The 15,032-nt window shown below is 38.4% G+C and carries 16 protein-coding genes; 14 read left to right on the top strand and 2 right to left on the bottom strand.

Annotated features, from left to right (window positions below; genetic code table 11):
- Window positions 1–29: 29 nt before the first annotated feature.
- The 4 genes from recO to IGL36_RS09445 all read left to right on the top strand — a co-directional run bounded on the left by recO (window position 30) and on the right by IGL36_RS09445 (window position 4,651).
- Window positions 30–818, top strand: coding sequence for a DNA repair protein RecO (gene recO / locus IGL36_RS09460; RefSeq protein WP_002398033.1), 789 nt, complete (start codon window positions 30–32; stop codon window positions 816–818).
- A 607-nt stretch (window positions 819–1,425) separates the two neighbouring features.
- On the top strand, window positions 1,426–2,334 hold the full coding sequence (gene glyQ / locus IGL36_RS09455; RefSeq protein WP_010706545.1) for a glycine--tRNA ligase subunit alpha: 909 nt from the start codon (window positions 1,426–1,428) through the stop codon (window positions 2,332–2,334).
- Between the two features lies 1 nt (window position 2,335).
- Window positions 2,336–4,420 (top strand): glycine--tRNA ligase subunit beta, encoded by a 2,085-nt coding sequence (gene glyS, locus IGL36_RS09450; RefSeq protein ID WP_002376733.1) that lies wholly within the window; start codon window positions 2,336–2,338, stop codon window positions 4,418–4,420.
- Window positions 4,421–4,459: 39 nt separating this feature from the next.
- Window positions 4,460–4,651, top strand: coding sequence for a DNA-directed RNA polymerase subunit alpha C-terminal domain-containing protein (locus IGL36_RS09445; RefSeq protein ID WP_002356753.1), 192 nt, complete (start codon window positions 4,460–4,462; stop codon window positions 4,649–4,651).
- 33 nt (window positions 4,652–4,684) lie between these two features.
- On the opposite strand, the gene yidC is transcribed toward IGL36_RS09445, so the two are convergent.
- Together yidC and IGL36_RS09435 are read right to left on the bottom strand one after the other, a co-directional pair.
- Entirely contained in the window at window positions 4,685–5,617 is a 933-nt protein-coding gene (gene yidC / locus IGL36_RS09440; RefSeq protein ID WP_002356755.1) for a membrane protein insertase YidC, read from the bottom strand.
- A gap of 166 nt (window positions 5,618–5,783) precedes the next feature.
- Window positions 5,784–6,059 (bottom strand): acylphosphatase, encoded by a 276-nt coding sequence (locus tag IGL36_RS09435; RefSeq protein WP_002356756.1) that lies wholly within the window; start codon window positions 6,057–6,059, stop codon window positions 5,784–5,786.
- Between the two features lie 106 nt (window positions 6,060–6,165).
- On the opposite strand from IGL36_RS09435, the gene IGL36_RS09430 reads away from it, so the two are divergent.
- The 10 genes from IGL36_RS09430 to sufU all read left to right on the top strand — a co-directional run bounded on the left by IGL36_RS09430 (window position 6,166) and on the right by sufU (window position 15,026).
- Window positions 6,166–6,942, top strand: a complete 777-nt coding sequence (locus tag IGL36_RS09430) for a TrmH family RNA methyltransferase (protein WP_002356757.1) — start codon at window positions 6,166–6,168, stop codon at window positions 6,940–6,942.
- A 19-nt stretch (window positions 6,943–6,961) separates the two neighbouring features.
- The gene (locus IGL36_RS09425; RefSeq protein WP_002367049.1) at window positions 6,962–7,399 is read left to right on the top strand and encodes a GNAT family N-acetyltransferase; all 438 of its coding nucleotides are present in this window, start codon (window positions 6,962–6,964) and stop codon (window positions 7,397–7,399) included.
- Between the two features lie 183 nt (window positions 7,400–7,582).
- A complete protein-coding gene (gene rpsB / locus IGL36_RS09420; RefSeq protein WP_002356759.1) occupies window positions 7,583–8,368 on the top strand; it encodes a 30S ribosomal protein S2 in 786 nt (261 codons plus the stop codon).
- 105 nt (window positions 8,369–8,473) lie between these two features.
- Window positions 8,474–9,355: a translation elongation factor Ts gene (gene tsf, locus IGL36_RS09415; protein ID WP_002356760.1), complete on the top strand. Its 882-nt coding sequence runs from the start codon at window positions 8,474–8,476 to the stop codon at window positions 9,353–9,355.
- Between the two features lie 260 nt (window positions 9,356–9,615).
- Window positions 9,616–10,338, top strand: a complete 723-nt coding sequence (gene pyrH / locus IGL36_RS09410; protein ID WP_002356761.1) for a UMP kinase — start codon at window positions 9,616–9,618, stop codon at window positions 10,336–10,338.
- Between the two features lie 3 nt (window positions 10,339–10,341).
- On the top strand, window positions 10,342–10,899 hold the full coding sequence (gene frr, locus IGL36_RS09405; RefSeq protein WP_002376737.1) for a ribosome recycling factor: 558 nt from the start codon (window positions 10,342–10,344) through the stop codon (window positions 10,897–10,899).
- Window positions 10,900–11,268: 369 nt separating this feature from the next.
- Window positions 11,269–12,039, top strand: coding sequence for a Fe-S cluster assembly ATPase SufC (gene sufC, locus IGL36_RS09400; protein ID WP_002356763.1), 771 nt, complete (start codon window positions 11,269–11,271; stop codon window positions 12,037–12,039).
- A gap of 14 nt (window positions 12,040–12,053) precedes the next feature.
- On the top strand, window positions 12,054–13,340 hold the full coding sequence (sufD, locus tag IGL36_RS09395; protein ID WP_002368983.1) for a Fe-S cluster assembly protein SufD: 1,287 nt from the start codon (window positions 12,054–12,056) through the stop codon (window positions 13,338–13,340).
- The gene (locus IGL36_RS09390; RefSeq protein WP_002398034.1) at window positions 13,337–14,572 is read left to right on the top strand and encodes a cysteine desulfurase; all 1,236 of its coding nucleotides are present in this window, start codon (window positions 13,337–13,339) and stop codon (window positions 14,570–14,572) included. Before sufD ends, IGL36_RS09390 begins: the two co-directional genes overlap by 4 nt.
- Entirely contained in the window at window positions 14,559–15,026 is a 468-nt protein-coding gene (gene sufU, locus IGL36_RS09385; protein WP_002356768.1) for a Fe-S cluster assembly sulfur transfer protein SufU, read from the top strand. The genes IGL36_RS09390 and sufU overlap by 14 nt, the downstream gene beginning before the upstream one ends.
- Window positions 15,027–15,032 lie beyond the last annotated feature (6 nt).

The raw sequence follows: 15,032 nt of genomic DNA, 5'->3' as shown, positions 1-15,032 counted from the left end.
AATTTACATAAGAAATGGAAGTGAATTGAATGGCATTAGGGGAGACCAAAGGCATTATTTTATTTACGAAGGATTTTAAAGAGAAGGATAAACTCGTCAAAATTTTTACAGAATCCTATGGAAAATTGATGTTTTTTGTGAAAGGCGCGCATCGAAAAAATAATCCTCTTATGCCAGCGATTCTGCCATTTACAGAAGCCGTCTACATCGGAAATTTTAGAGAAGAAGGCTTATCTTTTCTCAATAGCAGCAAAGAAGTTCAACCTTTTCGAAACATTCAACAAGACATATTTATTAACGCATATGGAACATATATTTTAAACTTAGTCGATGCAGCAATTGAAGATCAGCACTATGATCCGAACTTATTTCAATTTACCCACATGGCATTATCCGCTTTAAATGAGCAAAAAGATCCGGAAATCATTACAAATATTTTTGAAATTCAATTGTTAGAACGGTTTGGTGTACGACCAGAATGGCATCATTGTGTGGCTTGTGGCGAAACACAAGGGAAATTTGACTACTCTTCAAAGTATAGCGGTGTGCTTTGTGAAAAACATTGGCATTTAGATGAACAGCGCTACCATGCAGATCCTAGAGCAATTCATTTTATTCGCTTATTTTCGCAAGTCTCCTATGAAAAAGTCCAAAACATTCAAGTAAAAGAAGAAACTAAGAAAAGTATTCGAGAAACGATTGATATGTTATACGATGAATATGTCGGGTTGCACTTAAAAAGCAAAAAATTTATTGATCAAATGAAAACGTGGGAAAATACGTTAAAAATTCCACCACGAAAGAAGGAAGAAAAATAAACATAAACAAGCAGACGTTTTTCTAAAAAAAATTTGACAACTTCCCTCAGACACCGTATTATGATAGAGAAGTTAAATACGTACGAAGAAAAAGAGAAGTAAAAAGAACCCTCTGTTAAGCGAATCTGGGAGAGTGGGAGCCAGAAACACGGAACTTTTGAAAGGCACTTTGGAGTACGACAAACGAAGCTGCCGATGAACACATCGGAAGTAGGGTGGAACCGCGATAATTATTCGTCCCTATGTCTATTAATAGGCATAGGGACTTTTTGCTGTGAATCACTACGATTGGCGCAAAAGCGACAGAGTAGATGATGAACAGTACAAGGTGACCAAAGGGAACGTTGTTTCCTCTATGTTAAAACAAACTGCTTAGCCAAAAACATGGAGTAGATGTGGAACAGCACAAGGTGACCAAAGGGAACGTTGTCTCCTCTGTGTTAAAACAAACTGCTTAGCCAAAAACATGGAGTAAATGTGGAACGTTATAACAGCATAAAAATTATCCCATTCTACAAAATTGTTTCTCTGTAGCCCTTTTTAAATTTACATTCCCGAAGCAAAGCCAATCCCTATGTCTATAAAAAATATTCCAAGGAGGAAAACAATGAAAAACAAGTTAACCGTACAAGAAATGATTTTAACCTTGCAAAAATTTTGGTCATCTAATGGCTGTATGTTAATGCAAGCCTATGATACAGAAAAGGGAGCCGGCACCATGAGTCCTTACACGTTTTTACGTGCCATTGGACCTGAACCATGGAATGCTGCCTACGTAGAACCTTCTCGTCGTCCAGCTGATGGACGCTATGGCGAAAATCCGAACCGTCTATACCAACATCATCAATTCCAAGTTGTAATGAAGCCTTCTCCTGAAAATATCCAAGAACTTTATCTAGAAAGTTTGAAATTATTAGGAATTGATCCATTAGAACATGACATTCGTTTTGTAGAAGATAACTGGGAAAATCCTTCAATGGGCTGTGCTGGTTTAGGTTGGGAAGTTTGGTTAGATGGCATGGAAATTACCCAATTTACGTATTTCCAACAAGTCGGCGGCTTACAATGTCATCCTGTCACTTCTGAAATTACTTACGGGTTAGAACGCTTGGCATCATATATCCAAGAAGTCGAAAGTGTCTATGATTTAGAATGGACACAAGGCGTTAAATATGGTGAAATTTTTGTTCAACCTGAATATGAACATTCAAAATATTCCTTTGAAATTAGTAACCAAGAAATGCTTTTAGAAAACTTTGACAAATTTGAAAAAGAAGCTAAACGCTGTATTGAAGAAAGCTTAGTTCATCCAGCCTATGATTATATTTTAAAATGTAGCCATACATTCAATTTATTAGATGCTCGCGGTGCTGTCTCTGTAACGGAACGTGCAGGATATTTAGCCCGCATTCGGAATATGGCTCGTTCCGTAGCGAAAATTTTTGTGGCTGAACGTGAAAAATTAGGGTTCCCATTATTAAATAAAGACCAACACGTATCCAAGGAGGCAGAATAACATGGCAAAAGATTTATTATTAGAAATTGGCTTAGAAGAAATGCCCGCACATGTTGTCACACCAAGCCGTATCCAACTTGAAGAAAAAGTAATCAAATTTTTAGATGAACATCATTTAGATTATGAAACAGTGCAATCCTTTGCCACACCTCGTCGCTTAGCCGTGAAAGTAACTGCGATTCCTGAAAAACAAGCGGATGTTGAAGAAGAAGTAAAAGGTCCAGCGAAAAAGATTGCTTTAGATGCTGAAGGAAATTGGTCAAAAGCTGCACAAGGTTTTGTACGCGGCCAAGGAGTTACAACTGAGGACATTGTTTTCAAAGAATTAAATGGTGTCGAATATGTCTATGTGACGAAGTTTACCAAAGGCCAAAGTGCCAAAGAGGTATTAACAAAATTAAATGACGTGATTACAAGTCTAACTTTCCCGGTAACAATGCACTGGGCAAACTATGATTTCGAATATATTCGTCCAATTCACTGGATTGTGGCACTACTTGATGATGAAGTAATTCCTTTCAAAGTGTTAGACGTGACAACAGGGCAAACTTCTCGTGGCCACCGTTTCTTGGGAGACGATGTGACGTTCCAACATGCTAATGAATATGAAGCAAAATTAAAAGAACAATTTGTAGTGGTTCAACCGAATGAACGGAAACAAATGATTGTTGATCAAGCGAACGCTCTCGCTGCAGAAAAAAATTGGCAGTTAGCTTTAGATGAAGAGTTATTGGAAGAAGTTACGAATTTAGTGGAATATCCAACTGCATTTGTAGGTAGTTTTGATGAAAAATATTTATCTGTTCCAGATGAAGTATTAGTGACTTCTATGAAAGAACACCAACGTTATTTTGACGTTCGTAACGACCAAGGCTTATTAATGCCGCATTTTATCGCTGTTCGCAATGGGGATAATGTTCACCTTGAAAACGTGATTAAAGGAAATGAAAAAGTGTTAATTGCTCGTTTAGAAGATGCAGAATTCTTTTACAATGAAGATAAAAAATTAACGATTGAAGCATGTGTTGAAAAACTAAAAAATGTGACTTTCCATGAAAAGATTGGTTCAATTTATGAAAAAATGCAACGGGTTGCTTTAATTGCACAAATCATTGGTAGAAAAGTTGGTTTATCTGAGGAGGAATTGGAAGATTTAAAACGTGCCTCTGAAATTTATAAATTTGACTTAGTAACAAATATGGTTGGTGAATTCCCAGAATTACAAGGAATTATGGGAGAAAAATATGCCTTATTGCAAGGCGAAAAACCAGCCGTAGCAACGGCGATTCGAGAACATTATCTACCAACTTCCAGTGAAGGTGAATTGCCAGAAACAGCAATCGGGGCTGTTTTAGCCTTAGCCGATAAGCTTGACAGCGTCTTTTCATTCTTCTCAGTTGGTATGATTCCAACAGGTTCTAACGATCCTTATGCACTTCGTCGTCAAACCTATGGCGTTATACGAATTATTGAAGATAAAGGCTGGACCTTCCCATTAGTTCAATTACAAACAGAAGTTGATGAAGCAGTGAATCAAGATGTTGAGAAATATGGCGTTTTACTAAACGAAGGACAAGCAGAAGTCGTTGAATTTGTGAAAGCTCGCTTACGTCAATTATTAATGACGAAAAATGTTCGCCATGACATTATCGATGCAGTGGTGTCTGCTGAGCAAGCCGATTTATCGAAATTATTTGCTTCAGCGAATATTTTAAAAAGCCGTTTTGAAGATCAAGATTTTAAACCATCAATGGAAGCCTTAACGCGTGTTATTAATTTAGCGAAAAAAGGTCAAGAACTTTTAGGTGATACTGAAGAAGGGATTGATCCAAGTCTGTTTGAAAATAAGGCAGAAAAAGAACTGTATCAAGCAGTTAACGATTTATCTGAAGCATTTGCGACACGCACGATTGCAGAAAACTATGAAGCACTAGTAAATCTACGTCCGTTAATTGATGCGTACTTCAATGAAACGATGGTTATGGTTGAGGATGAAAAAGTCAAACAAAACCGATTAAAACAATTAATGCAAATTGCTAAAATGGCGTTATCAATTGCTAGCTTAGATTTATTAATTGTAAAATAAAAAGCGCTGCTTTTCGACCGCTAAGGAGGAACCGACAGCATGCTAGAAACAACGTTTGAACAAATTTTAACACAATTATCAAAGCCAGCTGTTCGTGCGCTAACGAATGAAAAAATCGACAGTGTGGATGAACTCTACGCACGAGGCCGAAAAGCGTTACTTTCGTTGCATGGCTTTGGTCCAAAGTCTATTCGAACTATTGAAGAGATGACTGGGAAAGAATTGAAGTAAAAAAAGGATCGCCGTTTAGAGGCGATCCTTTTTTTATTTACGTTTTTGTTTTCCAGCATTGCGACCTTTATTGCCGTTTGCTTTTGGTTGGTTCGTTTTTTGCGTTACTTTGTTTGTTTCTTTTGGTGTCACATCCTTGATAGGAGTAACCACTTGTTTTGGTGGGTTATTTTTCAATTCTTCTTGTACTTGTTTTTTAATTCTTGGACGTAAGAGGATATTTGTGATGGCAGATTGAATACATGTGAAAATACCACCAACTACCCAGTAAAGCGCTACGCCTGCAGGTGAGCTAAAGGACATGAAAACAATCATTAATGGTGAAACAATCAGCATTGATTTCATTGTTTTCTTTTGTTCTTCAGGAATACCAATCATTGAAATATAACCTTGAGCTAAATAGGCTAAACCAGCTAATGCCACTAAAATCATATTTGGTTGCCCTAAATTCATTCCTAAAAAGCTTGCCGTGGCAATACCTTTTGTATAACGAGCAGCAAAGAACAGAGAAGAGAAAATAGGCATTTGAATTAATAAAGGCAAACAACCAATTCCGCCAACCATACTCACATTGTTTTCTTTATAAATCTTTTGTAGTTCTGCTTGTGCGGCCATTTGTTCTTCACGCGTACTTGCTTGTTTCATTTTTGCTTGTGCAACATCCACTTGGGGTTTGATTGCTTGCATTTTTTCCGTTTGGATAAAGCTTTTTTTCGATTGATGTAAGCCTAACGGTAAAATAATGATCCGTACAATAATGGTGATAAAAATAATCGCCCAACCATAGTTCCAATTAAAGTTATCGACAAGATAAGTAATTGCATTACTCATCGGTAAAACAAGGAAGTTATAGACAAAACCTTCACCAGTTGGTTGTCCATCTGCTCCTGTTTTCACACAGCCTGATAAAAACATTACTAAAAATAGTAAGCCAGAGCCGTAAAGCCATCGGTTTAATTTACGCATGTAATTCGGTCCTTTTCTAAAAAATTTTTACATGGTTAACTATACTTGAAACAGCGCTCTTTTTCAATCAAAATCGAAAAGAAGCTCTTACAAAAATCAATAAAAAGCAGGAACTACTTGCTGTTCAAGGCTTCTTCCCAAAGAAATCAATCGTTAGAAAGTAAGTTTATTGAATCACTTTAAATTGTTCCGTTTCTTCTAACAAAGGGTCTTCTTGAATATCAACATACGTTACACGTCCCGCTGGACTGGGGGAATCTTTGATTTTTTTGATAAATGTTTCCATTATGTCTTCAGGTGCAATTGCTGTGATTGAAACGGACCCGTCGTCTTCGTTCTTCACCGAACCAGTGACACCTAATTGATCTGCCACCATTTTTGTCATGTAGCGGAAGCCAACACCTTGGACACGTCCTTGTACATTCATTCTTAGTTTTTCCATGAGAGACACTTCCTTTGCTTTTTTCTTTATGATAGCGATTTTTCTTGGTTCTAGCAAGTATCCAAGCAAGCTAGAAGCATGCTATAATACAAAGGCGAGGTGACTTATGAAAGAAATTACATCAACGAAAAATAACCAATTAAAAGAATGGAAAAAATTACACAAAAAGAAGTACCGAGAAGAACTGAACCAATATATAATAGAAGGATTTCATTTAGTTGAAGAAGCTGTGAAGGCCAATGCCGATGTCCAGTGGATTTTGTTTAACCAAAGAGGTCAACAAGAATGGGGAACTTGGTTAGCTGAACAAGAAACAGAAAAATTAATTTTTGTTAGTGATGAGGTTTTAAATAGCTTGTCGGAGCTGCCAACTTCACAAGGAATTTTGGCAATTGTCACCTTGGAAACGCAACAAGAGCAGTCGCTTTCTTTTAAAGGTGGTTGGTTACTTTTAGATAATATCCAAGACCCTGGTAATGTTGGTACGATGATTCGCACAGCTGATGCAGCGGGTTTAGCAGGCGTGATTTTAGGTAAGGGCACAGCAGATATTTACAATACAAAAGTGTTGCGCTCAATGCAGGGAAGCCACTATCATTTACCAGTTCTCCAACGAGAGTTGACTGAAGTGGTTCAGGCATTCAAGAAGCAAGGTCTACCAGTTTTCGGTACAGAACTAAATGAAGCTGCGATTGCTTATTATGAACAAGAGGCAGTGGAAAATTATGCGTTGATTTTAGGCAATGAAGGTAGCGGGGTTTCGCCAGAATTGTTAGCAGAAACCACGAAAAATCTTTATATTCCAATGAAAGGTCAAGCAGAATCATTGAATGTCGCTATCGCAGCGGGCGTGTTAATGTTTTATTTTGAAAATAATCAATAACAGAAACGAGTGTCAAAAAATGCTGACTATCAAAAAGACAACCCAGTTAACAGAAAAAGAATTAGAAACCATTATGGCTATTTGGCTGCAAACGAATCTAGAAGCTCATCCATTTGTCGCACCAACTTATTGGCAAGAAAATAAGGCATTTGTCCGCGCTGCGTTGCCAAAAGCAACACTGATCTTAGCGGAAGAAGAGGGTCAGATAATTGGGTTTTTAGGCTTAATGGATAACTATATCGCAGGAATTTTTATAAAAAAAGCGTTTCAAGGGAAGGGCATCGGTCAGAAATTACTGCAAGTAGCAAAAGAAGAACAGGACCTCTTATCTTTGGCTGTTTACAGGAAAAATCAAGCAGCTTATGCCTTTTATCAAAAACAAGGCTTTGTCCAACAAAAGCGAACCATCGATGAAACGGGAAACGAAGAATGTCATCTTGTTTGGCAAGCGCAGTAGGAGCGACATTTCTAGTTTTAAGGCTTGCTATTTTTCTGAAAATATCTTATACTGTTAAAGGTGTGATTTTCACACACGAAATCCACATTCTTTTCCATCTGCGAAGTGGTGCTACTACGGTAGTTCTTCAAGGAGTTGACGAAAAGAAGAGGAAAATAAAAACCAAACTGGAGGAAACACAACATGGCAGTAATTTCTATGAAACAATTACTAGAAGCCGGCGTACACTTTGGTCACCAAACTCGTCGCTGGAACCCAAAAATGAAGAAATATATCTTCACAGAAAGAAACGGTATCTACATCATTGACTTACAAAAAACAGTGAAATTAGTAGATGCAGCTTACGATTACATGAAAAACGTTGCAGAAGAAGGCGGCGTTGCTTTATTCGTAGGAACTAAAAAACAAGCACAAGAAGCAATCAAAGATGAAGCAATCCGCGCTGGTCAATACTATGTAAACCATCGCTGGTTAGGTGGTACGTTAACTAACTGGGATACAATCCAAAAACGTATTGCTCGCTTGAAAAAAATCAATGCAATGGAAGAAGACGGCACTTTCGAAGTTTTACCTAAGAAAGAAGTTGCTGGCTTAAACAAAGAACGTGAACGTTTAGAAAAATTCTTAGGTGGTATCGCTGATATGCCAAGAATTCCAGATGTAATGTACATCGTTGACCCACGTAAAGAACGCATTGCTGTTCAAGAAGCACACAAATTAAACATTCCAATCGTTGCAATGGTTGATACAAACTGTGATCCTGATGAGATCGATGTTGTAATCCCTTCAAATGATGATGCAATCCGCGCCGTGAAATTAATCACTGCTAAAATGGCTGACGCTTTCATCGAAGGTAACCAAGGGGAAGACCAAGCAACTGAAGAGTTATTCGTTGAAGAAACACCAGAAGCAACTTCAATCGAAGAAATCGTTGATGTTGTTGAAGGAAATAACGAATCAGCTGAATAATAATGATTACGGAGCTGTCTCAAAGGCTAGGCGACAAAAAGCCTGATTCTCCTTTGAGATAGCTTTTTTTAAAAGAATTGATAATATCCGAGGAGGACACAAATAATGGCAGACGTTACAGCTAAAATGGTAAAAGAATTACGCGATATGACTGGCGTTGGAATGATGGACGCTAAAAAAGCATTAGTAAAAGTAGAAGGCGACATGGAAAAAGCCGTAGACTTTTTACGTGAAAATGGTATGGCTAAAGCAGCGAAGAAAAATGACCGCATTGCGGCTGAAGGTTTAGCAAACGTAGCAACTGTAGGTAACGTTGCAGCAATCGTTGAAGTAAACTCAGAAACTGACTTCGTTTCTAAAAACGAAATGTTCCAAGATTTAGTTAAAGATATTGCGACTAAAGTTGCTGAAAACAAACCAGCTACGATGGAAGAAGCAATGGCTATTAAAACTGAAAAAGGCACAATCGAATCTGATTTAATCGAAGCAACAACTGTTATCGGTGAAAAAATCAGCTTCCGTCGTTTTGAAGTTGTCGAAAAAGCTGACAATGCTGCATTTGGCGCTTACTTACACATGGGTGGCCGTATTGCTGTATTAACAGTTATCGATGGCACAACTGACGAAGAAGTAGCGAAAGATGTTGCTATGCACATCGCGGCAATCAACCCTCGCTATGTCAACGAATCTCAAATTCCTCAAGAAGAATTAGAACACGAAAAAGCTGTGTTAACTGAACAAGCATTAAACGAAGGTAAACCAGCAAATATCGTTGAAAAAATGGTTGTTGGTCGTCTACAAAAATTTAAAGCAGAAATCGCTTTGGTTGACCAACCATTTGTTAAAGATCCAGATATGACTGTCGAAAAATTTGTTGCTTCTAAAGGCGGCGAAGTGAAATCATTCGTACGTTTTGAAGTTGGCGAAGGTATCGAAAAACGTGAAGATAACTTTGCGGATGAAGTAATGAGCCAAATGAAAAACTAAGAGCATCAAACGCTCGGTTGAAAAGCCGTGAATCATAAGTATCTAAACAGACAGCGATCCCCAAAGGAAGCTGCATAATTTGATTACTGCTTGATTCAAGGCAGTCTTTCAGCCATTTGGGAACGCATAACTTTGATATGCGCTCCCTTTTTTTAGGCAAAACCAGTGGATCGCACTGCTTGGTCTAAAAAATCATTTTGGTGAAAAGTCATCTAAATGAGGAATTGAATGATTTTTAGAGAATCTTGGAGGGAATTATGATGGTTAAACCTAAGTATCAACGTGTCGTATTAAAGTTAAGTGGAGAAGCGCTAGCCGGAGAAGACGGTTTTGGCATTAAACCACCAGTCATTAAAGAAATCGTCCAAGAAATTAAAGAGGTCCATGAATTAGGTATCGAAATGGCCATCGTGGTTGGCGGCGGAAACATCTGGCGTGGACAAATTGGTGCTCAAATGGGCATGGAACGTGCACAAGCTGATTATATGGGCATGTTAGCTACTGTGATGAATGCCTTAGCATTGCAAGATACATTAGAAAATCTTGGTGTGCCTACACGTGTTCAAACATCAATTGAAATGCGTCAAATTGCAGAACCATACATTCGTCGTCGTGCAGAACGTCATTTAGAAAAAGGCCGCGTTGTTATTTTTGCCGGAGGAACAGGAAATCCTTACTTCTCGACAGATACAACGGCTGCGTTACGAGCTGCAGAAGTAGATGCGGACGTCATCTTAATGGCGAAGAACAATGTTGATGGTGTTTATTCTGCGGATCCACGTGTGGATGAAACAGCGACAAAATTTGAAGAACTAACACATTTAGATGTTATTTCTAAAGGGCTACAAGTAATGGATTCAACAGCAAGCTCATTAAGTATGGATAACGATATTCCTTTAGTTGTCTTTAACCTAAATGAAGCAGGAAATATCCGTCGTGCCATCCTTGGTGAAAATATCGGAACAACTGTAAGGGGGAAATAAAGAATGTCTAAAGAAGTTTTAGCAACAGCCAAAGAAAAAATGACAAAAGCGGAAGAAAGCTTACGCCGTGAATTAGGTCAAATTCGTGCTGGTCGTGCGAACGCAAGTCTATTAGACCGTATTCAAGTAGAATATTATGGTGCACCAACACCAGTTAACCAATTAGCAAGTATCAATATCCCAGAAGCTCGTGTATTAATGATTACACCGTTTGACAAAAATTCTATCGCTGACATTGAAAAAGCTATTCAAATGAGTGATATCGGCATTAGCCCAACCAATGATGGAAATGTCATCCGTTTAGTGATTCCACAATTAACGGAAGAACGTCGGAAAGAATTAGCCAAAGACGTGAAAAAAGAAGCGGAAAACTCAAAAATTGCTGTCCGTAACGTTCGTCGTGATGCAATGGATGAATTAAAAAAAGCTCAAAAAAATGGCGACATCACTGAAGATGAATTACGTTCATTTGAAAAAGATGTTCAAAAATTAACAGATGATAGCATCAAAAATATCGATGCAATTACTGCTGAAAAAGAACAAGAACTTTTAGAAGTATAAAACCAATCACTAATAAAAATTATTGAATCCAGAGAAGCAAATGCTCTGGATTTTTTTGTATAGATGAGGAAGGCGTATCTCAAAGCCCTCTTTGCGAAAGTCATTCTAAAGTAATTATTTAAGAAAACGCTTTCTTTAATAAATTTTTTTATTCTACCAGAATTTTTTTCTTTGTGTAGAGAGGATCACTTAAAAATATAGAGAAACTTTGAAATATCAGCCTTTTAAAATTTTCCTTCACAAATTGAATCCTAAAATTTGATGATAAGAGTTGTTATTTTTAGCAATTGTAATTTGCGATTCATTCTCAATTAGGCTAAAATGAGTGAGAACGGAAAAACGATTAAAACAAGTTGGAGGGAATTGTACATGTCTGTGTTAGAAATCAAAAATTTACACGTATCAATTGAAGATAAAAAGATTCTAAAAGGGGTCGATTTAACAATTAATACTGGAGAAATCCATGCAATTATGGGACCTAATGGAACTGGTAAATCTACTTTATCAGCAGCAATTATGGGAAATCCTAACTATGAAGTCACAGAAGGAGAAATTCTATTTGACGGCGTCAACGTTTTAGATTTAGAAGTAGACGAACGCGCTCGCTTAGGCTTATTCTTAGCAATGCAATACCCAAGTGAAATTCCAGGGATTACCAACGCTGAATTCATGCGTGCAGCAATCAATGCAAAACGTGACGAAGACAACAAAATGTCAGTCATGCAGTTCTTAAAAAAATTAGATAGCAAAATGGAATTATTAAATATGCCTGAAGAAATGGCTGAGCGTTACTTAAACGAAGGTTTTTCTGGCGGCGAGAAAAAACGAAATGAAATTTTACAATTATTGATGTTAGAGCCAACGTTTGCCATTTTAGATGAAATTGATTCAGGCTTAGATATCGATGCGTTAAAAGTAGTTTCTAAAGGGGTTAATGAAATGCGCGGCGAGAACTTTGGTGCGTTAATTATTACCCATTATCAACGCTTATTGAACTATATCACGCCAGATGTTGTTCATATCATGATGGAAGGCCGCGTTGTGAAAACCGGTGGGGCTGACTTGGCAAAACGTTTAGAAACAGAAGGCTATGCTGGTATCAGCCAAGAATTAGGTATTGATTACAAAGAAGAAGCGTAAGGAGGACAAGATAAATGAAAAAAGTAAATCTAATGGATTATCTTGACGAAGTCACCGCTTTTTCACTAGAACATGAAGAACCAGCTTGGATGACTGAATTGCGAACAACGGCTTTAAAAAACGCTGACGAAAGTGAGTTACCACATATTGATCGTGTGAAATTTCATCGTTGGCCTTTATTAAATGTTCACATGGAAAGTTATGTGCCTTCTGAAGGAAATGTCGCAAGTTTTGATCAAATGAAAGACAATCCTTTAATTGTTCAACAAGGATCTTTTCATGCTTTTGAGCAATTGCCAGCCTCATTAGCGGAACAAGGGGTAATTTTTACAGACATTTTTACTGCTTTACAAGAGCACCCAGAATTAGTTAAAGAATACTATATGACTAAAGCCGTATTACCAGAAGAAGATAAGCTGACAGCAGCTCATGCAGCTTTCATGAATAGTGGCGTTTTCTTATACGTTCCTAAAAACGTAGTGATTGAAGAGCCCATTGAATCTTTGTTTATTCAGGATTCAGATAGCAACCAACCTTTCTTTAAACATGTTTTAATCGTTGCAGATAATCATAGTGAATTCAGTTATTTAGAACGTTTTCAATCCACTGGTCATCACGCAGAGAAAGCTTCTGGAAATATTGTTGTGGAAGTGATTGCGAAAGATGGCGCAAAAGTTAAATACTCAGCCGTGGATCAATTAGGGCAAACTGTAACGACTTATATGAATCGTCGTGGCTATATTATGCGGGATGCCTCTGTTGATTGGGCTCTAGGCGTCATGAATGATGGCGATGTTGTGGCTGATTTTGATTCTGATTTAGTTGGCGAAGGCGCTCATTCAGAAGTTAAAGTTGTTGCAATTAGTGCAGGTAAACAAACACAAGGCATCGACACACGAGTGACAAATAAAGCGCCACATTCAATTGGTCATATTTTACAACATGGAGTTATTCGTGAACGTGGTACTTTAACGTTTAACGGAATTGGCCACATTTTAAAAGGAGCAAAAGGAGCCGACGCACAGCAAGAAAGTCGTGTTTTAATGCTGTCTGATAAAGCTCGTGGTGATGCCAATCCAATTCTTTTAATTGATGAAAATGAAGTGACTGCCGGACACGCAGCCAGCGTTGGTCGAGTAGATCCAGAAGAAATGTATTATTTAATGAGCCGCGGCTTGCGTAAAGAAGAAGCGGAACGTTTGGTGATTCGTGGCTTCCTAGGTTCTGTCATTACAGCAATTCCAGTTAAAGAAGTACAAAATGAATTTGTAGAAGTAATTGAAGGGAAGTTAAACGCATGATGGATGCAGCAACCATTCGTCAATCGTTCCCTATTTTATTTCAAGAAGTTAATGATGAACCGCTAGTTTATTTAGACAATGCTGCGACAACCCAAAAACCAACGGAGGTGTTAGATGTTTTACGACATTATTATGAAACCGATAATGCCAATGTTCACCGTGGGGTGCACACGTTAGCCGAACGAGCAACGAAGGACTATGAAGCCTCCCGCGAAAAGGTTCGCCAATTTATCCATGCCAAAGAAACAGCGGAAGTTTTATTTACACGAGGAACAACAACCAGTTTGAATTGGATTGCCAAAAGTTATGGTGACTTGGCAGTTACAGCCGGGGATGAAATCGTCATATCTTACATGGAACATCATTCAAACATTATTCCCTGGCAACAATTAGCCCAACGTACAGGAGCCATTTTGAAGTATATAGACGTCACTGAAGACGGCTTTTTAGACATGGCAAGTGCACGTCAACAAATTACAGAAAAAACGAAAATTGTTTCGATTGCTCATGTTTCAAATGTGTTAGGGGTCATTAATCCAATCGAAGAATTAACACAATTAGCTCATCAAAATGGCGCTGTGATGGTGGTAGACGGCGCGCAAGCAGTTCCTCATATGCCTGTGGACGTTCAAGCCATCGATGCTGATTTTTATGCATTTAGTGGTCACAAAATGTGTGGACCAACTGGAATTGGTGTCCTTTATGGCAAACGTCATTTATTGGAACAAATGGAACCTGTGGAATTTGGTGGCGAAATGATTGACTTTGTTCATCTTCAAGAAAGTACTTGGAAAGAGCTTCCATGGAAATTTGAAGCTGGCACACCTAATATTGCTGGGGCAATTGCCTTAGGTGCCGCCATTGATTATTTAACAGAAATTGGTTTGGAGGCCATTCATCAACATGAAGCAGCCCTTGTTCACTATGTTTTGCCGAAGTTGCAAGCTATCGAGGGCTTGACGATTTATGGTCCACAGAATCCAAAAGACCACACAGGTGTGATTGCTTTTAATATTGAAGGTTTACATCCACATGATGTGGCTACGGCGTTAGATATGGAAGGGGTCGCTGTCAGAGCGGGTCACCATTGCGCGCAACCGTTATTAAACTATTTGAGCGTGCCAGCAACCGCACGGGCAAGTTTTTATTTATACAATACCAAAGAAGACGCAGATCGCTTAGTTGAAGCGATTAAAGCGACAAAGGAGTTTTTCCAGCATGGCACTTTCTAAATTAGATAACTTATATCGCCAAGTCATTTTGGACCATTCTAGCCACCCACATCACCACGGAACGCTAGATGCGTCTAGCCAAACAATTGAACTGAATAATCCTACTTGTGGAGATGTGATTGAACTGGATGTGGCCATTGAAGACGGTGTGATTAAAGATATCGCCTTTCAAGGAAGTGGCTGTTCCATCAGTACCGCAAGTGCTAGTATGATGACTGATGCGGTCTTAGGAAAAACAATCGCCGAAGCAACGGCCTTAGCAGAGGATTTCTCTCAACTTGTTCAAGGAAATGAAGTGGCCGAAGATGAAAAATTAGGCGATGCAGCAATGTTAAGCGGCGTAGCTAAATTTCCAGCTCGGATCAAATGTGCAACCCTGGCTTGGAAAGCCTTAGAGCAGGCTGTTGCTAATAACGGCCAAGGCGAAGCTGGTCATTTACATTGTGAAAAATAAAGAAAG

It is taken from the genome of Enterococcus sp. AZ011 (assembly GCF_050548355.1).
Lineage (GTDB): Bacteria > Bacillota > Bacilli > Lactobacillales > Enterococcaceae > Enterococcus > Enterococcus faecalis.
The sequence above is the reverse complement of the archived record's forward strand: the minus strand, read 5'-3'. Positions and strand labels throughout refer to the sequence as shown.

Coding starts and splice junctions, on each gene's coding strand:
- tsf (WP_002356760.1), top strand. CDS start 8,474: ATGGCAGACGTTACAGCTAAAATGGTAAAAGAATTACGCGATATGACT.
- glyQ (WP_010706545.1), top strand. CDS start 1,426: ATGAAAAACAAGTTAACCGTACAAGAAATGATTTTAACCTTGCAAAAA.
- IGL36_RS09445 (WP_002356753.1), top strand. CDS start 4,460: ATGCTAGAAACAACGTTTGAACAAATTTTAACACAATTATCAAAGCCA.
- IGL36_RS09435 (WP_002356756.1), bottom strand. CDS start 6,059: ATGGAAAAACTAAGAATGAATGTACAAGGACGTGTCCAAGGTGTTGGC.
- sufD (WP_002368983.1), top strand. CDS start 12,054: ATGAAAAAAGTAAATCTAATGGATTATCTTGACGAAGTCACCGCTTTT.
- IGL36_RS09390 (WP_002398034.1), top strand. CDS start 13,337: ATGATGGATGCAGCAACCATTCGTCAATCGTTCCCTATTTTATTTCAA.
- sufC (WP_002356763.1), top strand. CDS start 11,269: ATGTCTGTGTTAGAAATCAAAAATTTACACGTATCAATTGAAGATAAA.
- sufU (WP_002356768.1), top strand. CDS start 14,559: ATGGCACTTTCTAAATTAGATAACTTATATCGCCAAGTCATTTTGGAC.
- frr (WP_002376737.1), top strand. CDS start 10,342: ATGTCTAAAGAAGTTTTAGCAACAGCCAAAGAAAAAATGACAAAAGCG.
- rpsB (WP_002356759.1), top strand. CDS start 7,583: ATGGCAGTAATTTCTATGAAACAATTACTAGAAGCCGGCGTACACTTT.
- IGL36_RS09430 (WP_002356757.1), top strand. CDS start 6,166: ATGAAAGAAATTACATCAACGAAAAATAACCAATTAAAAGAATGGAAA.
- pyrH (WP_002356761.1), top strand. CDS start 9,616: ATGGTTAAACCTAAGTATCAACGTGTCGTATTAAAGTTAAGTGGAGAA.
- glyS (WP_002376733.1), top strand. CDS start 2,336: ATGGCAAAAGATTTATTATTAGAAATTGGCTTAGAAGAAATGCCCGCA.
- recO (WP_002398033.1), top strand. CDS start 30: ATGGCATTAGGGGAGACCAAAGGCATTATTTTATTTACGAAGGATTTT.
- IGL36_RS09425 (WP_002367049.1), top strand. CDS start 6,962: ATGCTGACTATCAAAAAGACAACCCAGTTAACAGAAAAAGAATTAGAA.
- yidC (WP_002356755.1), bottom strand. CDS start 5,617: ATGCGTAAATTAAACCGATGGCTTTACGGCTCTGGCTTACTATTTTTA.